This is a genomic window from Achromobacter xylosoxidans (genome assembly GCF_002192695.1).
In the GTDB taxonomy this organism is placed as follows: domain Bacteria; phylum Pseudomonadota; class Gammaproteobacteria; order Burkholderiales; family Burkholderiaceae_B; genus Achromobacter; species Achromobacter xylosoxidans_C.
In genome coordinates this window covers 215,082-235,366 of record NZ_MTLG01000125.1, presented here as the reverse complement: position 1 = coordinate 235,366, position 20,285 = coordinate 215,082, and the positions used below count along the sequence as shown (strand labels likewise).

The window sequence follows — 20,285 nt, the reverse complement described above, 5'->3', positions numbered from 1 at the left end:
TTTTCATTACAATGCAGCCCTTCGCGTGCCCCTGGCACGCAGCGCCGGTGTAGCTCAGTTGGTAGAGCAGCTCACTTGTAATGAGAAGGTCGAGGGTTCGATTCCTTTCACCGGCACCAAATTCCAGATGCAGATCCGTCCACGGGCGGTCTGAAAACCCGCTCCGGCTATGACGGCGCGGGTTTTTTATTGCCTGCTTCAGGAACGGAAAACCTGGGGCCAAGCCAGCCCATTGCGCTTTGTCCTATTTACGCGATCCCGTATCCCGAAAACCGGCTTTTCCTCGAAATCGCTGCCTACAATCGCGCCAAGTTCTGGCCTCAGGAGGCGCGGTTCCCCATGCAGACAAATCATCTCCCCGGCGTGCGGCAAAAGCGCCTCTGGCAAAAGAGGTGGCCTAGAGAAGTCCTGTTCAACGGGCCGCCACTCCTCGTCGCCGGAACCGCCGCGGTGAAGAGCTGGCGCGAACCGCTGTTTGAGCCCTGGATGTTCGGCCTGACAGCCGCCACCAGCGTCTGGCTGATTCTGGCTGCGCTGGTTCGCGTGGCTGCTGCACGCGCCGAAGACGACATGGATGGACCGGACGCCGTCCACGAAGGTCTCGATGCAGCAGTCTCCACGATGCACACCATGCTTGCCGAATGGTGCGACAAGCGCAAATGTGGAACCGACCTTCGCACCACCTTCCACCGGGTCGTTCCTCCCGTTCATGAACCGCAGGAAATCGAGCAGATCATCAACTACGCGGGCGCTGGCGGCGAGGGTGCAGGACGAACCTTTCCCGTGCACACCGGCATCGCGGGCAGAGCTGTCCGCAGCAAGACACCACTGGTGATGTCCAGCCAGCACAGAACGGAAGATCAACTCCGCACGGCACTAGTGCTTGAATGGGGGTATACCGCGGCCCAGGCCCGCCGTCTTGGACCCGGCCGCTATTCGGCTATGGCGGTGCCCGTCCTGGACCGTTCAGGCCAACATCCCATAGGCGTGATCTACCTGGACTCGAGCGACCGTGCGCTTTTCGAACGCAACGACGTTGCGGAAATCGTAGGCACCGGCACCAAAGCGATCAGCGACTTCGTCAGCAAAAGGTATTGATATGAACGCTGCCACCAGCAAGAAACCTGAAGCATTCTTCAAGGGATCCCGGCTAATTTCCCGGCCGGGCGCGGTAATCCAGGTTCGGGAACTGATACTCACCGAATACGGGTTACGTGCCATTACCAGTGGAAGCACGGGTATCCGGCAAGGGGCCATTGAAGAAGCTGGCCCACCGTCGCCGCTGAGAGGAATCGCTCCTGCCTGACCCCACTTGTACTGCGCCCGGTTTGGCTGCTTTTCGATACGGCAGATGCCCACTGCATGCACTCGCGTCCTGGTGAGACAGGCAAATATTCAGCGCGTCGACGCGTTGCGTCCGCCCCGTTTTGCATTCTTCCGTTTTTTTGTGCATAATTCGCCCCCTCTACCTGTTCCCCGATAGCTCAGTCGGTAGAGCGACGGACTGTTAATCCGCAGGTCGCTGGTTCGAGCCCAGCTCGGGGAGCCAAAGAATGCAGTACTGAAGGGCCCGCAACTTGTTGCGGGCCTTTTGCATTGGAACGCGGCGCACGCGGCCTGTTTGCCGAGGCGTGCGCGGCGTACGATGATGCGCATTCCCTCGTCACGACTTCGCCTGTCCCTATGCGTTCCGCGCGATCCCTGCCTGCCCTGGTTTCCCTGCGCGCCTTTGAAGCGGCCGCGCGGCGCATGAGCTTTTCCCTGGCCGCGCAGGAACTCTTCGTGACGCAGAGCGCCATCAGCCACCATATCCAGCGCCTGGAAACGGAACTGGGCGTGACGCTGTTCGAGCGGCGCACCCGCGCCGTGGCGCTGACCGCGGCGGGTCAGGCCTATTACGAGCGCGTGCATGCGGCCTTCGAGCTGCTGCGCCAGGGTACCGACGAGGTCCGAGCGCCCGAAATGGCGCGGCAGACGCTGCGCGTCGGGCTGCTGGCCTCGTTCGCCACGCGCTGGCTGGCGCCGCGCCTGGCGGCGTTCGCCGCCGCCCATCCCGACATCGATCTCCAATTGCAGCCCGATATCGGCTTGGCGGACGTTGCGGGCGGCGAGGTCGACGTCGCCATCCGCTATGGGCGCGGCGTGTGGCCCGGCGTGCGGGCGCGGCTGATCATGGCGGAGCGGCTGTCGGTGGTCTGCGCACCCGCGCTGATCGCGGGCAGGAAACGCCCGCGCACGCCGCAGGATCTGCTGCGATTCCCGTTGCTGGCCTCGCATGCTCGCCATCCCTTCGAATGGGACGCCTGGGCCCGGCATCATGGCGTGGACCTGGGCGGCGTTCGGCCCGTGCGCCTGCACGACTACAACATCGTCGTGGAAGCCGCGCTGGCGGGGCAAGGCATGGCGATGGGGCGCCACCGCCTTATCGCCGCCCAGCTCGCCAGCGGCGCGCTGGTGGAGGCCCTGCCGGACGCCGCGCTCGAAGCTCCCCGCATCGGCTGGTGGTTCGTGACGCCGCGCGGCGCACTTGGCGACGCGGCAGAGCGCTTCCACGCATGGCTGGCGCAGGCTGCCGCGCAGCAGGACGACACACATTAGTTTTACTCATGTGTACTGCGCGAAAATTGATTGGTCAGGGCCGGCAGCGGCCGATAGCATGAGGCTTGCCCTTCCTTTCCATATCTGGAGCCCCTCATGACCCGCTCGATCTCCGGCCGCGTGGCCGAACTTGGCCTGACCCTCGAAGCCGCCGCCGCGCCCGCCGCCAATTACGTGCCCTTCGTGCAGGAAGGCAATCTGCTGTACATCTCCGGCCAGATCTCCCGCAAGGACGGCAAGGCCGCCTATCTGGGCCGCCTGGGCGACCAGGTTTCCGATGCCGACGGGGTGGAAGCGGCGCGCCTGTCGGCGCTGGGCCTGCTGTCGCAGATCGCCGCCGCCACCGGCGACAGGCTGGACCGCGTGGCCCGCGTGGTGCGGCTGGGGGTATTCGTGGCCAGCACCCCGGAATTCAACCGCCAGAGCGCCATCGCCAACGGCGCCTCGGACCTGATGGTCGAGGTCTTTGGCGACGCCGGCCGCCATGCGCGCAGCGCCGTCGGCGTGGCGTCCCTGCCGCAGGGCGTGTCGGTCGAGATCGAAGCCGTCATCGCGCTCACGCAAGCCTGATTCCAGCCGGAGCCGCCATGTCCGCCCCCTTGACCCCCAGCGCCGTGGAAGCGTTGCGCGCCCACACGCCGGGCACGCAAACCACTGTCCACTTCAATCACGCCGGCGCATCGCTGCCCTCGGCCGCGACACTGCAAGCCATCCACGCGCATCTGCAGCGCGAAGCCACGCAGGGTCCGATGGAAGCGGGCGTCACATCCCGGGAACTGACCGAAAAGGCCCGCGCGCTGGCGGCCCGGCTGCTCAACGCGGACCCAGGCGAAATCGCGCTGACCGGCGGCAACTCCCCCGGCTGGGGCGCGGCTTTCGCGGCGCTGGAACCATGGCGCGCCGGCGACCGCATCCTGGTGGGCCGTCACGAATGGGGCGGCAATCTGGCCACCATGCGGCTCACGGCGCAGCGTGCCGGCGCCACGCTGGAGACCATTCCTTCGGACGATAGCGGCTGCGTCGATGCGCAGGCGCTGGAGGCCATGCTGGATGAACGGGTGCGCCTGATTGCGCTGACCTGGCTGCCGGCCAATGGCGGCCTGATCAATCCCGCCGCCGCCGTCGGCAGCGTGGCGCGCCGCCACGGCATCCCGTACTTCGTGGATGCGGCGCAGGCCGTCGGCCAGTTGCCGGTGGACGTGGCGCAAATTGGCTGCGACGTGTTGAGCGGGGCCGGGCGCAAGGCCTTGCGCGGTCCGCGCGGCACCGGCCTGCTGTATGTGCGGCGCGCTTTCCTGGACCGGCTCACGCCCGCCTTCGTCGACACTCATTCCGCGCCCTTGGGCGTGGACGGCGAGCCCATGCTGCGCCAGGACGCCGCCCGCCTGGAATCGGCGGAGGCCTCGCTGGCGCTGCGCTGCGGCCTGGCCAACGCCTTGCAGGAAGCCCTGGACATCGGCCTGCCGGCCATCCGCGCGCGCATCGCCGCCACGGCCCAGGCCCTGCGGACCGAACTGGCAACCATCCCCGGCATCACGGTGCTGGACCAGGGCCGCGAACGCTCGGGCCTGGTGTCCTTCAACTTCGCCGACCAGGACGCCGTATCCGTGCAACGCGCCATGGCGGCGCAGGGCATCACCATCGGCAGCAACGGCGTGTCCTATACCCCGCTGGACATGCAGGCGCGCGGCCTGACGCAGATTGCGCGGGCCTCGGTCAGCTATCTGACCAACGACGCGGAAATCGACCGGCTGCTCGAGGGACTGCGCGCCCTGGCCCGATAGCTGGCCTGCGCACGTATCCTTTTCGTATGGACAGCCCCTGGGGTAGCCCTCAAGCCGCCATGCGCCGCGCGAACGGCGTCCACTTCGTGAAGACCAGCAAGTTGCCCAGCATTACCAGCGCCAGGCCCAGCAGGGCCGGCGCCGTCCACTGATAGCCTTCGGCAAAGGTGGACACGCTCAGGGCCACGACCGGAAACAGCACCGTGCAGTAGGCGGCGCGCGCCGGCCCCATGCGCCCCACCAGCGTCAGATAGGCGGTGAAGCCAACCACGGATCCGAGAATCGCCAGGTAGAGCAGGGCGCCCACGTACGAGGCCGAACTATCGAACTCGAACGGCAGGCCCGCCGCCAGGCAGCCCGCCAGCAGGATGGCTGCGCCATAGAGCATGCTGTAGGCGTTGCCGGTCAAGGGCCGGATGCCGGCGCGCTGTTGTAGCGACGACAGCATGTTGCCCGTCGAAAAGCAGAACGTACCCAGCAGTGCAAAGCCCAGGCCCAGCAGGGTTTCATGGCTGGCCTCCTGCCCCGCCAGTTCGGGCCAGAACAGCAGCACCAGGCCGGAAAAGCCCAACGCGCCGGCCACCATCACGCGCGGCGCGACGCGAGTGCCGAACCACAGGCGGGCATTCAGCGCATTCCATAGCGTCGCCGCCGAAAACACCACCGACACCAGGCCGCTGGGAATCCACTGGGTCGCCGTGTAAAAGCACAGGAAGTTCAGGCAGAACAGGCACAGGCCCTGGCCCACGCACAGCCAGTGGCCGCGACGGTCCATTTTCTGCAGCTTGCGGGTCAGCGCCAGGGCCGCGAACAGGATCAGGCCGGCCAGCGCGAACCGGTAAAAGATGGAGACGGGAATCGCCACCACGCCCAGCTGCAGCTTGATGGCGATCCAGGTGGTGCCCCAGATGACGACGGTGAGGAAATACAGGAAGAGGTTCACGATGCGGTGCTGAAACAAGGAGCGACGGTCCGGAAAACCGCCCGGGAATCCAGTTTGCGCCCGCCCGGCCGGCGACGATTGCCGGTTCTTGCGGTTTTCTTCCCGCGCGCGCGCGCCGCGCGCGAGATCGCAGTAGCATTCCACTCATATGGCTACCGTCGCTTCGGCCCCGGCCGATTTCTCCGTCTTCCGCACCCTGGCGGGCTCCACCGCGACGCTGGGGCGCGCCGCCGCGCTGGGCGAGGGCATCGCCATCTCGCAATGGTCGCGCAGCGCCCACGAGACCATGGGCTACGACAACCCGGGCCATCACACCCTGTCGCTCTATCTGCACGGCGGCGACAAGTCGTTCCGCCTGGGCCAGGACAGGCTGCACGGCGGCGCCGGCAAATTCTGCGTGCTGCCCTCGGAGCACTACTCGCGCTGGAGCATGAACGACAGCGTGCAATTCTTGCACCTGTACATCGCTCCGGAACGCCTGGCCCGCGAAGCCGTCATGCGGCTGGACTGCGAACCCCGCACGCTGGAACTGCGCGACCGCACCTACATCCACGACGAATCGCTGATCGACGTCTGCCGGCAGCTGCTGGGCACCGACTGGAACCAGCCCGCCGACCGGCTGGCGGCCAGCAGCGCGGCCGAGACCGTGCTGCACCATCTGCTGAACCAGGGCGTGGCGCGCAAGTCCGCGGCGACGCTGCGTGGCGGCCTGGCGCCCGCCGTGCGCCGGCGCATCATGGACTACGTGGACGCGCACCTGGCCGAACCGCTAACGCTGGACGAACTCGCAGGCGTGGCGGCGCTATCCACTTACCACTTCGCCCGCATGTTCCACACCTCTTTCGGCGAGCCGCCGCACGCGTGGGTGCGGGCGCGCCGGCTGGCGCATGCGCGCAAGCTGCTGGCGGCCGGCAAGGGCGATCTGGCCGGCATCGCCCAGGCCAGCGGCTTCGGCAACGCCAGCCATCTGGCGCGGGTCTTCCGCGACGCCGTCGGCGTCACGCCCGGACAGTACCGCGGCGCCCGCGCCAGACACTGATACAAGCGCTGCGGCCCCGTTTCCCGGTCCGCCCGGTCTACAATGGCCCACCGCCCCCAGGGCCTGACCGTACCGCTGCCTGACGCGATGCCGTCTACGACCTCTCGCGATTCCAACCCCACGGCTGAACCCCTCGGCGCCGGCCCCTTGCGCACGCACTGGCTGGCGGAGCTGATCCGCCTGCGCGAAGCGCATTGGGGACCGCTGGAAGACGCGAGCGCGGTGCGGCGCGTGCGCCAGCTGGACGTCGATCTGCCCGCGCGCATCCTGGCCCGCGCCGCGCTGCTGGCGCAACGCGAGAACCTCATTCCCCTGGTCGACACATGGCGCCGCAGCGCGCTCGCCATGCTGGTCGCGCTGTTCCTGCTGGCCGCGATTTCCGGCGCGGGCGCCGCGCTCGGCGCCCTGGGCGACGGCTCTCGCCCAGTCAATGTGCTGTGGGCGCTGGGCGCCTTGCTGGGTCTGCATGCGCTCACCTTCCTGCTTTGGCTGGCCAGCTTCCTGCTGCGGGCATCCTCCGTCACGGGACTGGGACGTCTCTGGCTCTGGGCCACGCGCAAGCTGGCCCGCGGCCCCGACAGCGCGCTGGTGCCGCAGGCCTTTCTCAACCTGCTGGCCCGCGCAGGCGCCTTGCGCTGGCTGTTCGGCAGCATCAGCCACCTGTTGTGGCTGACGGCCTTGTGCGCAGCGCTGGCGGTCCTGCTGGCCGTGCTGTCCACCGCCAGCTACCGCTTCATCTGGGCCACCACCTTGCTGGCGCCCGACACCTTCGTGCGCCTGACGCAGGCCATCGGCTGGCTGCCGGCGCAACTGGGCTTTCCGATGCCGGATGCGGCCATGATCCGCGCCAGCGACGGCGCACAGGCCTTGCCCGCCGCGGCGCAGGCGCAGTGGTCGCTCTGGCTGATCGGCGTGCTGGTGGTCTACGGCATCCTGCCGCGTCTGCTGGCCGGCGCCCTGTGCGTGGCGGGATCGCTGCGCGCCCTGCGCGGCCTGGGCATCGATCTCTCGCTGCCTGGCTACGCCGCGTTGCGCGACCGCCTGGAGCCGCCCGCCCAGTCCACCGGCATAGACCGCCCCGTGGATCCCCTGCACGAACCGCGCGTCGGCGCGCCGCCGCTCGCGGGCCTGGGCGGCCAGCCCGTGCTGCTGGGGCTGGAGCTGCCGCCCGACCTGGCCTGGCCACCCGCCGACATGCCCGCGGGCATCCAGCAGGCGGGCAATCTGGATACCCGCGAAGAGCGCAACCGCGTGCTGGACGCGTTGGCCGGCCAGGCCGCCACGCGCCTGCTGATCGCCTGCGATGCGCGGCAGACGCCGGACCGCGGCACGCTGTCGCTGATCGCCGAACTGGCGGCGCACGCGGAACAGACGCGCATCTGGCTGGTCACGCCGCGCGCGGACGCCGATACCCCCGCCACCCGCGCCTCGTTATGGCGCGAACGCCTGCTGGCGCTGGGCCTGCCCGCCGACGCCGTGCTGCAGGCGCCCATGCCGCCGCTCGCGTGGCTGGAGTCCGGCCATGGCTGAGGACATCATCAAGATCGCGCTGGTCGGCCATACCAACACCGGCAAGACCTCGTTGCTGCGCACGCTGACGCGCGACACCACCTTCGGTGAAGTGGCCGACCGCCCCGGCACCACCCGCCACGTGGAAGGCGCGCGCCTGCGGCTCGAAGGGCGGGCCGTGCTCGAATGGTTCGACACGCCGGGCATGGAAGACAGCATCTCGTTGCTGGAGTACCTGGAAAAACTCGACAGCCCGCAGGAACGCCTGGACGGACCGGCGCGCATCCGCCGCTTCCTGGACACGCCCGAGGCGCACGGCCGCTACGAACAGGAAGCCCGCGTGCTGGCCAAGATGCTGGACTGCGACGCCGCGCTTTACGTCATCGACGCGCGCGACCCGGTGCTGGGCAAGCACCGCGACGAACTCGCCATCCTGGCCGCTTGCGGCCGGCCCCTGCTCCCTGTGCTGAACTTCGTCAACGCGCCCGCGCACCGCGCCGACGAATGGCGTGCCGCCATGGCCCGGCTGGGCCTGCACGCAGTCGTTGAGTTCGACACCGTCGCGCCGCCGCTGGATGGCGAACAGCAGCTCTACGCCAAGCTCGGCGTGCTGCTGGACCGCCACGCCGCCGCGCTGGCCCGGCTGTCCGCCAACCTGTCCGAGCAGCGCCGCGCGCGCCGTGGCGCCGCCTACGAATTGCTGGCCGATCTGTTGATCGACGTGGCGGCCTTGCACGTCTCCAGCGCCAGCGACGACGCGGCGCTCGCGGCCGCCTCGGGCAAGCTGCGCGACCAGGTGCGCCAACGCGAGCAGACCTGCGTCAACGCCCTGCTGGCGCTCTACAACTTCCGCGCGACGGACTTCACCGATGATGCGCTGCCCTTGCAAGGCGAGCGCTGGGGCATGGACCTGTTCCATCCCCAGGCCTTGAAGGACATGGGCGTGCAGGTAGGCATGGGCGCGGCCGCAGGCGCCATGGCCGGCGCGGCGGTGGACCTGTTCAGCGCGGGTTTGAGCCTGGGCACCGGCATGCTGATCGGCGCCGCCGCCGGCGGCCTGTGGCAAGGTGTGGAAAAGCTGGGCAAGCGCGTGGCGGGCAAGCTGCGCGGCTGGCGCGAGATCAGCGTCGATGACGCGGTACTGCGTCTTCTGGCCCTGCGCCAGCGGCAACTGATCGAAGCGCTGGAGCGCCGCGGCCATGCCGCGCGCGAGCCATTGAGGCTAGACCATCCGGAGGACGAAGCCTGGCGCAAAGGGCCCTTGCCCGAAGCGCTGAAAGAAGCCCGCAGCCGGCCCGAGTGGTCGGCCCTGGGCGAGCACTACGAAGACAGCGACCGCCGCAAGCGCGTGGTGCGCGAATTGGCGAAAACCCTTGCCGACGCGCCGCCGCCCGGCGCCTGAGCCCACAGCCGCCAGCCTTGCCAAACGCACCATTCCACGCCGCCGGCAAGCAAGTACTAACCCCAATCCAAACCGATTGACGCTTAAACGAATGCGTCTATAAGATTCGATAGGCGCGGGTCTGTCCCCGTCATGATAATCACAAAGGGGTTGGGTCTATCGTGAAGTCGAAGTCCTACGCAGTGATTCCCGGCAGCGCCATCACCGGCGCGCACGCAGCTCGCGCTGCGTCCCGCCAGACCCCAATCCGTTTTTCGTCGTAAGCAGCAACGCCATGCCCCGGATCCCCATGGGGCCGGGGCCCTGTCACTTCTGTCGCGCTATCCGCGCACCACACGGAGCATGAGGGCTATGCGTACTTTTCCCCACCTGAAGCAAGCTGCGCTCGCCGCTGCCATCGCCGCATCGCTGGCATTCAGCGCCGGCGCGGCCGCCAAGACCTTTCACTGGTCCTATCAAGGCGATGCGACGTCCATGGATCCGATGGCCCTGAACGAAACGTTCACGCTCGGCTTTCAGGGCAACATCTACGAAACGCTTGCCGGCTACGACGGCAACCTGAAACTGACTCCGCTACTGGCGGAAAGCTGGGAAAACCCCGAACCCACGAAGTGGGTGTTCAAGCTGCGCAAGGGCGTGAAGTTCCACGACGGTTCGCCGTTCACGGCTGACGACGTCATCTTCTCCTGGAAGCGCAGCCTGACCCCGGGCTCCGACATGAAGGGCTACGGCGCCAAGGCATCGGACATCAAGAAGGTGGATGACTACACCATCGAAGTCACCACGCCCACGCCCAACCCCATCCTGCCGCGCGAATGGGTGTTCCTGTACATCATGAGCAAGTCCTGGTCGGAAAAGAACAAGACCACCGAAGCCACCAACGTCAAGGGCGACAACCAGGGCAACTATGCCAACCTGAATGCCAACGGCACCGGCCCCTTCATGCTGGCCTCGCGCCAGCCCGACGTGAAAACCGTGCTCAAGCGCTACGACGGCTACTGGAACAAGAACATCAAGACCAACGTCGACGAAGTCATCTTCCAGCCCATCACGCAGGAAGCGACGCGCGTGGCCGCCCTGATCTCGGGCGAAATGGACCTGGTGCAGCCGGTGCCCGTGCAGGACTGGAAACGGCTCGAAGACGCCAAGGGCGTCAAGCCGCTGACCGCGCCGGAAGCGCGCGCCATCTTTATCGGCATGGACCAGGACCGCGACGAGCTGCTGTTCTCGGACGTGAAGGGCAAGAACCCCTTCAAGGATCCGAAGGTGCGCGAAGCCGTGGTGCTGGCCGTGGACACCAAGGCCATCAACGAGAAGATCATGCGCGGCGCAGCCAAGCCGCTGGGCTCGCTCATCGCCACCGCCATCAACGGCTATGACGATTCCTTCGGCGCGCCGTACAAGCCGGATCCCGAACGCGCCAAGAAGCTGCTGGCCGAAGCCGGCTATCCCAAGGGCTTTACGGTCACCATGGACTGCCCGAACGACCGCTACGTCAACGACGAAAAGGTCTGCCAGGCCGTAGCCGGCATGCTGGCGCGCGTGGGCATCAAGATCAACCTGCTGGCGCAGACCAAGTCGAAGTACTTCGGCAAGATCCTGCTGCAGGCCGGCAACCAGACCAGCATGTACATGCTGGGCTGGACGCCGAGCTCCACCGACGCGCACAACACGCTGCTGAACCTGACCTCGTGCCGCAATGCCAAGACGGCGGCGGGCCAGTTCAACCTGGGCGGCTACTGCAACAAGAAGGTCGATGAGCTCACCGACAAGATCGGCGTCGAAACCGACCAGGCCAAGCGCAACGCCATGATCAAGGAAGCCTTCGAGATCGTGCGCAACGACTATGGCTACCTGCCGCTGCACCAGCAGCCCATGTCCTGGGGCGTGAAGGACAACATCCAGGTCATTCAGCGCGCCGACGACGTGCTCGACCTGCGCGACGTCGTCCTGCCGTAAACCGGCGACGCGAGCCCCGGGCGGCGCATGCCGCCCGGGCGCGCCCGGCCCAGCCCCGGTTCCCACTATCCGAGGGAAACGCGGCCCGGCGTCATCTGAATCCGAGGGCTCCCGATAATGCTTTCCTTTATTGCGCAACGGCTTATCCAGTCGGTGCTGGTGATGTTGACGGTGGCGCTGATCGCGTTCGCCATGTTCCGCTATGTGGGCGATCCGATAGCCAGCATGGTGGGCCAGGACACCACCCCTGAACAACGCGCGGAACTGCGCGAACAGCTGGGCCTGGACGATCCCTTCGTGGTGCAGTACGCGCACTTCGTGGCCAACGCCGTGCGCGGCGACTTCGGCATGTCGTACCGCCACCGCCGGCCCGTCAGCGAACTGCTCGAAGAACGCATGCCGGCCACGCTGGAACTGTCCTTCGTATCCGCCGTGATGGCGCTAGCCCTGGGCATACCCATGGGCATCTATACCGCGCTCAAGCGCCATGGCGTGCTGTCCAAGGCCTTCATGGCGATTTCGCTGGCCGGCATCTCGCTGCCCACCTTCCTCATCGGCATCCTGCTGATCCTGGTCTTCGGCGTGCAGCTGCGATGGCTGCCCAGCTTCGGGCGTGGCGACGTGGTCAGCCTGGGATGGTGGACCACGGGATTCCTGACCAAATCAGGCTGGCTGGCGCTGATCATGCCCGCCATCACGCTGGCGCTGTTCCAGATGACGCTGATCATGCGGCTGGTGCGCGCCGAAATGCTGGAAGTGCTGCGCGCCGACTTCATCAAGTTCGCGCGCGCCCGCGGCCTGCCGGAACGGCTGATAAATTTCCGCCATGCGCTGAAGAACACCATGGTGCCCGTCATCACCATCACCGGACTGCAGCTGGGCTCCATCATCGCTTTCGCCATCATCACGGAAACCGTGTTCCAGTGGCCTGGCATGGGCCTGCTGTTCATCCAGGCCATCAGCATGGTGGACATCCCCGTCATGGCGGCCTATCTGGTTCTTATCGCCTTCATGTTCGTGGTCATCAACCTGGTCGTGGACCTGCTGTACTTCGCCGTGGACCCGCGTCTGCGCGTGCAGAGCAAATAAAGGACTCATCATGATTGCTCGCATCGCTCCCTTCTTCGCCCGCGCCGCCGACAGCGACCTCTGGCACAGCTTCAAGCGTTCCCCCGGCGCCATCATCGCCGCGATCGTCACGCTGGCCATCCTGCTGGGCGCGCTGTTCGCGCCCGTCGTCGCGCCACACAACCCCTTCGACCTGGCTTCCTTGAGCATCATGGACGCCAACACGCCGCCGTCCTGGGAAGAGGGCGGCAGCCCCGACTTCCTGCTGGGCACCGACGACCAGGGCCGCGACATCCTGTCGGCGGTGCTGTACGGATCGCGCGTGTCATTGCTGGTGGGCTTCGCGTCCGTGCTGTTCTCGATGGTGCTGGGCGTGACCCTGGGCCTCATCAGCGGCTATGCCGGCGGCCGCGTGGACAGCTTCATCATGCGCATCGCCGACGTGCAGCTGTCGTTTCCGGCCATCCTGGTGGCGCTGCTGATCGACGGCGTGGCGCGCGGCCTGCTGCCGCGCGACATGCACGACCAGCTCGCGCTGTATGTGCTGATCTTCGCCATCGGCATCTCCGGCTGGGTGCAGTACGCCCGCACCGTGCGCGGCTCCACGCTGGTGGAACGCAACAAGGAATACGTGCAGGCGGCGCGCCTCATCGGCATCGGCCCCATCACCATCCTGCGCCGGCACATCCTGCCCAACGTCATGGGACCAGTGCTGGTCATCGCCACCATCCACCTGGCCATCGCCATCATCACCGAAGCCACGCTCTCGTTCCTGGGCGTGGGCGTGCCGCCCACGGCGCCGTCGCTGGGCACGCTGATCCGCATCGGCAACAGCTACCTGTTCTCGGGCATGTGGTGGATCTCCATCTTCCCCGGCATCGCGCTGGTGGCGCTGGTGCTGTCGGTCAACCTGCTGGGCGACTGGCTGCGCGACGCGCTCAACCCCAAGCTGCGCTGAGGAAGCCATGGCCCTGTTGAACATCGAAGACATCCGCATCGAATTTCCCAGCCGCCGCGGCACCCTGGTGGCCGTGGACGGCGTGTCGCTGTCGCTGGAAAAAGGCGAGATCCTGGGCGTGGTGGGCGAATCCGGCGCGGGCAAGTCCACCATAGGCAATGCCGTCATCGGCCTGTTGGAAGCGCCCGGCCGGCTCGCCGGCGGCGCCGTGCTGCTGAACGGAGAACGCATCGACACGCTGACGCCGGCGCAACAGCGCAAAGTGCGCGGCCGCCGCATCGGCATGATCTTCCAGGATCCGCTGACCTCGCTGGACCCGCTGCAGACCGTGGAAAGCCAGCTGGTCGAGACCATGCAGGTGCACCTGAACCTGTCCCACGCCGAGGCGCAGAAGCGCGCCGTGCAATTGCTGGTGCAGGTCGGCATCGACAAGCCGGAACTGCGGGTCAAACAGTACCCGCACCAGTTCTCGGGCGGTATGCGACAACGCGTGGTGATCGCGCTGGCGCTGTGCTGCGAGCCCGAAGTCATCATTGCCGACGAACCCACCACCGCGCTCGACGTGTCGATCCAGGCGCAGATCCTGGAACTGCTCAAGAAGCTGTGCCGCGAAGAGCAGGTGGGCATGATCATCATCACGCACGACATGGGCGTGATCGCGGACGTGACGGATCGCGTGGCGGTGCTGTACCACGGCAAGCTGGTCGAACAAGGCCCTACGTCCAAGATCCTGGGCGACCCCGACCACCCCTACACGCGCAGCCTGATCTCGGCCGTGCCGCGCCCCGACATCAAGCTGCGGCGCTTCCCGCTGGTGACCTACATCGAGGACGTGAAAAAACCCGCGCAACCGCTGGACCTGGCCACGCACTGGTTGGGCCAGCGCCGCGACTTCGGCGCGCGCACGGGAGGGCCGCTGGTGCAGGTCAAGGACCTGAGCATGCGCTTCGTGTTGAAGAGCGCGCTGCTCAAGCGCAACCAGCGCTCGCTGGACGCGGTCAAGCGCGTCAATTTCTCCATTGGCGAAGGCGAGGTCTTCGGCCTGGTGGGCGAGTCCGGATCCGGCAAGTCCACCGTGGCGCGGTTGATCTCCGGCCTGTATACGCCCAGCGAAGGCTCGGTCAATTTCGGCGGCACCGACCTGACCGCGCTCAAGGGCGAGAAACAGCTGAACCCGTTCCGGCGGCAGATCCAGATGATCTTCCAGGACCCGTTCTCTTCGCTCAACCCGCGCATGCGGGTGCTGGACATCGTGGCCGAGCCGATCCGCTTCCACAAGCTGGCGGCCAGCGAGGCCGAAGCGCGCCGCATCGTGGCCGACCTGCTGGACGTGGTCGGCCTGGGCGACCGCGCCGCCGAGCGCTTTCCGCACGAATTTTCTGGCGGGCAGCGCCAGCGCATCTGCATCGCCCGCGCCCTGGCCACGCGCCCCCGTTTCCTGATCTGCGACGAACCGACCTCGGCGCTGGACGTATCCATCCAGGCGCAGATCCTGAACCTGCTGAAGGACCTGCAAGAGGAACTCGGGCTGACCATGCTGTTCATCAGCCACGACCTGCCGGTGATCCGCCAGATGTGCGACCGCGTGGGCGTGATGCGCTATGGCGAACTGCTGGAAGTGGCCGACACCGAAGACCTTTTCGAACGTCCGCAGCATCCCTACAGCCAACACCTGCTTGGCCTCATGCCCCGCCTGCAATCCATGTCCCGCGAGGGGCTGGACGTGGCGGAGTAACGCCAGGCGCAACCCGGAGCGAGACATGACGGCGACACGACAGACCCTGTTCATAGGCGGGCAGGTTTTCGACGGCAAGGGCAAGCTGCTATCCAACCATGGCGTGCTGGTCGAAGATGCACATGTGGCGCGCGTGGCGCCGGCTGGAGAGTTCTCCGGCTACGCCGGCGCAACCGTGCGCACCGACGGCATGACCCTGATGCCCAGTCTGGCCGACTGCCACGTTCATCTGGTCTACACAGGCGGCGCCGATCCCAATGCGCAGCTGAGCAAGCAAGGCCCCGCGCAGATCACGCTGACCGCGCTGGAAAACGCCCAGGCCAGCCTGCGCGGCGGCGTCACCGCGCTGCGCGATTGCGGCGGCAAGGACTACCTGGAGTTCGGCGTGCGCGACGCGATCGCGCGCGGCGTGTTCCCGGGCCCCACGATCAAGGCCTCGGGCCGCATCATCTGCATGACGGGCGGCCACGGCAACCGCATCGGCCGCGTCGCCGACGGCTGCGAGGACGTGATCAAGGCGGTGCGCGAACAGGTCCACGCCGGCTGCGACCTGGTGAAGATCATGGCCACGGGCGGCGTCATGACGCCGGGCGTCAGCCCCATGGACGCGCACTACAGCTTCGACGAAATGAAGGCCGGCGTGCACGAGGCCAAGCGCTTCCGCAAGAGCACCGCCAGCCATGCGCAGGGCACGCTGGGCATCCTGAACGCGGTGCGCGCCGGCATCGATTCCATCGAACACGGCATCTTCATGGACGACGAGTGCCTGCGCGAGATGCTGGACGCCCAGACCTATCTGGTGCCCACCATCGCCGCCATCCGCAACATCATCTCCAATGCCGACAACGGCATTCCCGCGTACGCCGTCGACAAGGCACGGGCGGTGGAGCAGCGCCACCGCGAGTCGTTCCAGATGTACTACAAGGCGGGCGGGCGCATCGCGCTCGGCACCGACGCCGGCACCCCGTTCAACCTGCACGGCGAGAACGCCATGGAGCTTGCCTACATGGTGGAGTTCGGCATGACGCCCGTGGACGCGCTGATCGCGGGCACCTCGCGCGGGCACGACCTGATGGGCATGGACCGGCACGGCGCCATCGCCGAAGGCAACGTGGCCGATCTGCTGCTGGTGCAGGGCGATCCCACCGAAGACATCATGAAGGCGGCCGACAAGCGCTTCCATGTGGCGGTGCTGCGCAATGGCGAAGTCGCTGCCGGCGCCTTGCCGCTCTGAAACGCGACAGCCCCGGCCCGCAATGAAAAAGGCCGCCGCGCCCAGGGCGCGGCGGCCTTTGTACAGCTAGCTGCGAGTGGTTGGCCGGCTTAGCGGGCGCCGCCCATCGCGCCGCTCATGACCATCATCAGGAACTGCTCGACCGGCATCTTCTTGCCGTTGAAATCGACCTGGCCGTCGGCGTAGTTCAGGTAGGTCACGATGTTGTTGTTTTCGACCTTGGCCATGCCCATGGCGGTAGCCATGGTGCCAACCATTTCAGCCTGGCCCTTGGCGGTCTGCTGGGCCTGCTCGGCCGGCACGCCGCGCACCTGCGGTTCGATGGCCATCAGGTCGCTCAGGTTGCCCTTGGACAGCACCAGCTTGGCATTGAGCTTGCGGATCGCCTGCTTCAGCGTATCGGCGAACTCACCGTCCAGCGAGGCCGGCTTGGCCATGTCCAGATCCAGGTTGAAAGTCGACGTGCCGTTGGCGGTACGCACTTCCAGCGGCGACACCGCCAGCGTCGGGTTGCCGGCCAGCAGCAGGTCGACGTTGGTCTTGACGATCTGCATTTCCTCGTCCGTGAACTGGGGCGACTGCTCGTCGCCCTTGCTCTGCATCATGCGGCGCGAAGCGGCTTCATAGACGTCGTTCAGCGCCTTGAAGGCCTTGGAATCCAGCTTCTGCGCGTCCAGGACCAGCTTCAGGCCGGCCATGTCCTTGTCCTGCACATTGATCATGCCGAAATCCATGGCCATCTTCACGCCCATGAGCGAGTTGGCTTCGGTCATGTCGACGGTGATGGCGGTGTCCTTGAGCTGGACCGGCGGCTTTTCCTTGGACGTGATGGTCCAGTTCTTGAGCGCAACCTTCTGGCTGCCCACGTACATGTCGTTGGAGGCCGGCGTCATGTCGCTGGTCAGGGTCAGGCCGGTCATGGTCATGCCGACGATGTCGCTTTCTTCAGACTGGCCGGCCAGCGTCAGGCTGTCGGCCTTCAGCGCGACCGTGCCGTGCTTGCTGCCGGTGGCGTAGGTCACGTCGCCCTTCATGCCCGAGAACTTCAGGCTGTTGGCGTCCTTGGCGAACTCGACCGGCGCCATGTCGAAGTTGCCGCTGATGTTCTTGGCGTAGCTGACGCTATAGGCGCCCGACAGCGGCACCGCGCCCTTGGCGGCGGCGAACCATTCCTTGACCAGGGGCGTCTCTTCCAGCTGGAAGCGGCTGGCCACCATGGCGGGCGCAAACGAGCCCGACTTCAGGTTGGACAGCGGGAAGGGGCCGTGGTCCAGGTGCTCGAGGAACACGAGTTCGTGGTCGATGGCAGGCTTGCCGTCGGCGGCCGGCTCGGTGAACTTGACGCGGTAGCGTTCGGTGGACGAGAACACGCCGCGATCGAACGACACCAGCTCAACCACGGGGGTCACACCCCATTTTTCGCCAACCTTCTTCAGCTCAAGGTTGGCCTGCTCGATCGATTGCTTGACGAAAGCCTCGGCCTTCTGGCCCGTATACCAAGCCGTGCCGGTCCACACTGCGCCCAGCGCGACGACTACGCCCACTATTGCCGATTTTTTCATTGCGATCCTTTATTCTTCAAATGGATGAAAGCGGACGGATTATAGGGATTGCAGCCTAGGGAAAACACTTATTTCGTGCAAAGGCGCTGCAATGTGTTGCTTATTGATACAGAACCGTCCCACCCGGAAGGTGCTGCAACGCCACATCAGCTACAATCCGCCAGTGCGTTTTGCCAATCTGCGCACGTCCGCTAGGCCCTTCGCTGCCAAGCTTCGCCCGTCAGGGCGCTTCCCTTTTCTCCTTTATTCGTCCGCCTGGATTGGAGTCTCTCAACTTGAGCGACGGGCTGCCGCTGGAGTTGTTTTGACTACCTCTTCCCCTTTTGCCGACCTTGGGCTGGCTGATTCCCTGTTGCGCGCCATTGCCGAAACCGGCTACACCGCGCCCACCCCCATTCAGGCCCAGGCCATTCCCCAGGTCCTCAAGGGTGGCGACCTGCTCGCCGCCGCCCAGACCGGCACCGGCAAGACCGCCGGCTTCACGCTGCCCATCCTGCACCTGCTGATGCAGAAAAAGCCCGAGCTGCGCAAGCCCGGCCGCCCGCGCTGCCTGATCCTGACCCCGACGCGTGAGTTGACCGCGCAGGTCGAGGAATCCGTGCAGACCTATGGCAAGTACACCCCGCTGTCCTCCATGGTGATGTTCGGCGGCGTCAATATCAATCCCCAGATCTCCGCGCTGAGAAAGCCGCTGGACATCCTGGTCGCCACCCCGGGCCGCCTGCTGGACCACTGCGGCCAGAAGACCGTGGACCTGTCCGGCGTCGAAATCCTGGTGCTGGACGAAGCCGACCGCATGCTGGACATGGGCTTCATCCGCGACATCCGCAAGATCCTCGCGCTGCTGCCCAGGCAACGTCAGAACCTGCTGTTCTCGGCCACGTTCTCCGACGAGATCCGCACCCTGGCGCGCGGCGTGCTGAACAACCCGGGCGAAGTCTCGGTCACCCCGCGCAACACCGCCACCGAGCTGGTCACCCAGACGGTGCACATGGTGGAACAGCACCACAAGCGCGACCTCATCAGCCACATCATCCGCGAAAGCGGCTGGCACCAGGTGCTGGTGTTCACCCGCACCAAGCACGGCGCCAACCGCCTGGCCGAAAAGCTGGTCAAGGACGGCCTGACCGCCGCCGCCATCCACGGCAACAAGAGCCAATCGGCCCGCACCCGCGCCCTGGCCGGCTTCAAGGACAGCACCGTGACGGTGCTGGTGGCGACCGACATCGCCGCCCGCGGCCTGGATATCGACCAACTGCCCCAGGTGGTGAACTTCGAATTGCCGAACGTGCCCGAAGACTACGTGCACCGCATCGGTCGCACCGGCCGCGCCGGCGCCACCGGCGCCGCGGTCTCGCTGGTCGACAACAGCGAAATCAAGCTGTTGAAGGACATCGAACGCCTGATCAAGAAGACCATCGAGCGCAAGCCCGTGGAAGGCTGGACGCCGCCGGCCACGACCGCCGCGGCTTTCGACCGCCAGGAACGCGACGAAGACAGCCGCAGCCCGCGCGGCGGCGGCGGCCGCAATGGCGGCCGTAGCGGCAACGGCAATGGCAACGGCGGCCGCTCGCGGCCGGCCCAAGGCCAGGGCCAGCCCCGCGCCGCGGCTGGCGGCCGCGCCCCCGCTCCGGCCCGTGCCGGCGGCGAAGGCCGCGCCAACCATGGCCCGCGCGACGGCAAGCCTGCCGATCGTCCGGCCCACGCCGGCCGCAACGAAGGCCGTCCGCAGCAGAACCATCGCCGTCCGGAGGGCACTGGCCGCCCGGCAGGCAACGGCGGCTCCGGACGTCCCTCGGGCGCGCCGCGCGCCGCGCTGCTGAGCAAGTAATATCCCGCAACCGCCACCCACGGATCCGCGCCATGCCCTTGTCTACCTGGTTGACGTTCTTCCTGGCCTCCTGGGCCATTTCGTTCTCGCCCGGCGCGGGAGCGATCTCGGCGATGTCCTCCGGGCTGAAATACGGCTTCGCGCGCGGCTACTGGAACACGGCCGGCCTGATCATGGGCATCCTGTTCCAGTTCGTGGTGGTGGCCGTGGGCCTGGGCGCGGTGCTGGCCACGTCCGAAATGGCCTTCAACGTGGTCAAGTACCTGGGCGTGGCCTACCTGATCTACCTGGGCGTGCGCCAGATCCGCACGGATGCGGCGCCCGTCACGGTGGATTCCGGCGACCCCAAGCGCGCCACGATCCGTGAACTGGTGCTGCGCGGTTTCCTGATCAACACCATGAACCCCAAGGGCACGGTGTTCCTGCTGGCCGTGGTGCCGCAGTTCGTGGACACCGCGCTGCCGCTGACGCAGCAATACGCGGCAATCGCCGCCACGCTGGCGTTCACCGACCTGGTGGCCATGGGCGTGTACACGCTGCTGGCGGCGCGCGTGCTGCGCCTGCTGCGCAGCGCCAAGCACATCCGCTGGATGAACCGGACCTTCGGCTCGCTGTTCATCCTGGCCGGCGTATTCCTGGCGTCGTTCCGCCGCCATTCCTGAA

General features: G+C 66.7%; 17 protein-coding genes and 2 tRNA genes. 17 read left to right on the top strand and 2 right to left on the bottom strand.

Going from position 1 to position 20,285, the window contains the following annotated elements; genetic code table 11:
• The first annotated feature begins 43 nt into the window (after positions 1-43).
• The 7 genes from BRO63_RS32810 (at position 44) to BRO63_RS32780 (ending at position 4,382) form a co-directional block, all read left to right on the top strand.
• A tRNA-Thr gene (locus BRO63_RS32810) sits at positions 44-119 on the top strand.
• A 70-nt stretch (positions 120-189) separates the two neighbouring features.
• A complete protein-coding gene (locus BRO63_RS32805; RefSeq protein ID WP_256943454.1) occupies positions 190-1,098 on the top strand; it encodes a GAF domain-containing protein in 909 nt (302 codons plus the stop codon).
• Between the two features lies 1 nt (position 1,099).
• Positions 1,100-1,306, top strand: coding sequence for a sulfatase (locus tag BRO63_RS32800; RefSeq protein WP_088143688.1), 207 nt, complete (start codon positions 1,100-1,102; stop codon positions 1,304-1,306).
• 167 nt (positions 1,307-1,473) lie between these two features.
• Positions 1,474-1,549: transfer RNA gene (locus BRO63_RS32795), tRNA-Asn, on the top strand.
• A 134-nt stretch (positions 1,550-1,683) separates the two neighbouring features.
• Positions 1,684-2,598 carry a transcriptional regulator GcvA gene (gcvA, locus tag BRO63_RS32790; protein WP_088143687.1) on the top strand — a complete coding sequence of 305 codons (915 nt, stop codon included), beginning with the start codon at positions 1,684-1,686 and terminating at the stop codon, positions 2,596-2,598.
• Positions 2,599-2,694: 96 nt separating this feature from the next.
• Positions 2,695-3,168 carry a RidA family protein gene (locus BRO63_RS32785; RefSeq protein ID WP_088143686.1) on the top strand — a complete coding sequence of 158 codons (474 nt, stop codon included), beginning with the start codon at positions 2,695-2,697 and terminating at the stop codon, positions 3,166-3,168.
• Between the two features lie 17 nt (positions 3,169-3,185).
• Positions 3,186-4,382 (top strand): aminotransferase class V-fold PLP-dependent enzyme, encoded by a 1,197-nt coding sequence (locus tag BRO63_RS32780; protein WP_088143685.1) that lies wholly within the window; start codon positions 3,186-3,188, stop codon positions 4,380-4,382.
• Positions 4,383-4,431: 49 nt separating this feature from the next.
• On the opposite strand, the gene BRO63_RS32775 is transcribed toward BRO63_RS32780, so the two are convergent.
• The gene (locus tag BRO63_RS32775) at positions 4,432-5,325 is read right to left on the bottom strand and encodes a DMT family transporter (protein ID WP_088143852.1); all 894 of its coding nucleotides are present in this window, start codon (positions 5,323-5,325) and stop codon (positions 4,432-4,434) included.
• Between the two features lie 148 nt (positions 5,326-5,473).
• Here BRO63_RS32775 and BRO63_RS32770 point away from each other — a divergent pair, with 148 nt between their 5' ends.
• From BRO63_RS32770 to BRO63_RS32735, 8 genes are all read left to right on the top strand, one after another.
• The gene (locus BRO63_RS32770; RefSeq protein ID WP_088143684.1) at positions 5,474-6,364 is read left to right on the top strand and encodes a helix-turn-helix domain-containing protein; all 891 of its coding nucleotides are present in this window, start codon (positions 5,474-5,476) and stop codon (positions 6,362-6,364) included.
• An 87-nt stretch (positions 6,365-6,451) separates the two neighbouring features.
• Complete coding sequence (locus BRO63_RS32765) at positions 6,452-7,894, top strand: DUF2868 domain-containing protein (RefSeq protein ID WP_088143851.1); 1,443 nt, start codon at positions 6,452-6,454, stop codon at positions 7,892-7,894.
• On the top strand, positions 7,887-9,275 hold the full coding sequence (locus tag BRO63_RS32760) for a GTPase/DUF3482 domain-containing protein (RefSeq protein WP_088143683.1): 1,389 nt from the start codon (positions 7,887-7,889) through the stop codon (positions 9,273-9,275). Before BRO63_RS32765 ends, BRO63_RS32760 begins: the two co-directional genes overlap by 8 nt.
• Positions 9,276-9,626: 351 nt before the next feature.
• The gene (locus BRO63_RS32755) at positions 9,627-11,234 is read left to right on the top strand and encodes an ABC transporter substrate-binding protein (RefSeq protein ID WP_088143682.1); all 1,608 of its coding nucleotides are present in this window, start codon (positions 9,627-9,629) and stop codon (positions 11,232-11,234) included.
• Positions 11,235-11,351: 117 nt separating this feature from the next.
• Positions 11,352-12,323: an ABC transporter permease gene (locus BRO63_RS32750; protein WP_088143681.1), complete on the top strand. Its 972-nt coding sequence runs from the start codon at positions 11,352-11,354 to the stop codon at positions 12,321-12,323.
• 10 nt (positions 12,324-12,333) lie between these two features.
• Entirely contained in the window at positions 12,334-13,260 is a 927-nt protein-coding gene (locus BRO63_RS32745; protein WP_088143680.1) for an ABC transporter permease, read from the top strand.
• 7 nt (positions 13,261-13,267) lie between these two features.
• Positions 13,268-14,995: a dipeptide ABC transporter ATP-binding protein gene (locus tag BRO63_RS32740; RefSeq protein ID WP_088143679.1), complete on the top strand. Its 1,728-nt coding sequence runs from the start codon at positions 13,268-13,270 to the stop codon at positions 14,993-14,995.
• Positions 14,996-15,020: 25 nt separating this feature from the next.
• Complete coding sequence (locus BRO63_RS32735; RefSeq protein WP_088143678.1) at positions 15,021-16,229, top strand: metal-dependent hydrolase family protein; 1,209 nt, start codon at positions 15,021-15,023, stop codon at positions 16,227-16,229.
• Between the two features lie 89 nt (positions 16,230-16,318).
• Here the strand turns inward: BRO63_RS32735 and BRO63_RS32730 are convergent, their stop codons facing one another.
• Positions 16,319-17,791 carry a YdgA family protein gene (locus tag BRO63_RS32730; protein WP_088143677.1) on the bottom strand — a complete coding sequence of 491 codons (1,473 nt, stop codon included), beginning with the start codon at positions 17,789-17,791 and terminating at the stop codon, positions 16,319-16,321.
• A 304-nt stretch (positions 17,792-18,095) separates the two neighbouring features.
• Here BRO63_RS32730 and BRO63_RS32725 point away from each other — a divergent pair, with 304 nt between their 5' ends.
• Entirely contained in the window at positions 18,096-19,622 is a 1,527-nt protein-coding gene (locus tag BRO63_RS32725; RefSeq protein WP_088143676.1) for a DEAD/DEAH box helicase, read from the top strand.
• A gap of 32 nt (positions 19,623-19,654) precedes the next feature.
• Positions 19,655-20,284 carry a LysE family translocator gene (locus tag BRO63_RS32720; RefSeq protein WP_059376713.1) on the top strand — a complete coding sequence of 210 codons (630 nt, stop codon included), beginning with the start codon at positions 19,655-19,657 and terminating at the stop codon, positions 20,282-20,284.
• Position 20,285 lies beyond the last annotated feature (1 nt).

Coding starts and splice junctions, on each gene's coding strand:
- BRO63_RS32800 (WP_088143688.1), top strand. CDS start 1,100: ATGAACGCTGCCACCAGCAAGAAACCTGAAGCATTCTTCAAGGGATCC.
- gcvA (WP_088143687.1), top strand. CDS start 1,684: ATGCGTTCCGCGCGATCCCTGCCTGCCCTGGTTTCCCTGCGCGCCTTT.
- BRO63_RS32785 (WP_088143686.1), top strand. CDS start 2,695: ATGACCCGCTCGATCTCCGGCCGCGTGGCCGAACTTGGCCTGACCCTC.
- BRO63_RS32780 (WP_088143685.1), top strand. CDS start 3,186: ATGTCCGCCCCCTTGACCCCCAGCGCCGTGGAAGCGTTGCGCGCCCAC.
- BRO63_RS32770 (WP_088143684.1), top strand. CDS start 5,474: ATGGCTACCGTCGCTTCGGCCCCGGCCGATTTCTCCGTCTTCCGCACC.
- BRO63_RS32765 (WP_088143851.1), top strand. CDS start 6,452: ATGCCGTCTACGACCTCTCGCGATTCCAACCCCACGGCTGAACCCCTC.
- BRO63_RS32760 (WP_088143683.1), top strand. CDS start 7,887: ATGGCTGAGGACATCATCAAGATCGCGCTGGTCGGCCATACCAACACC.
- BRO63_RS32755 (WP_088143682.1), top strand. CDS start 9,627: ATGCGTACTTTTCCCCACCTGAAGCAAGCTGCGCTCGCCGCTGCCATC.
- BRO63_RS32750 (WP_088143681.1), top strand. CDS start 11,352: ATGCTTTCCTTTATTGCGCAACGGCTTATCCAGTCGGTGCTGGTGATG.
- BRO63_RS32745 (WP_088143680.1), top strand. CDS start 12,334: ATGATTGCTCGCATCGCTCCCTTCTTCGCCCGCGCCGCCGACAGCGAC.
- BRO63_RS32740 (WP_088143679.1), top strand. CDS start 13,268: ATGGCCCTGTTGAACATCGAAGACATCCGCATCGAATTTCCCAGCCGC.
- BRO63_RS32735 (WP_088143678.1), top strand. CDS start 15,021: ATGACGGCGACACGACAGACCCTGTTCATAGGCGGGCAGGTTTTCGAC.
- BRO63_RS32730 (WP_088143677.1), bottom strand. CDS start 17,791: ATGAAAAAATCGGCAATAGTGGGCGTAGTCGTCGCGCTGGGCGCAGTG.
- BRO63_RS32720 (WP_059376713.1), top strand. CDS start 19,655: ATGCCCTTGTCTACCTGGTTGACGTTCTTCCTGGCCTCCTGGGCCATT.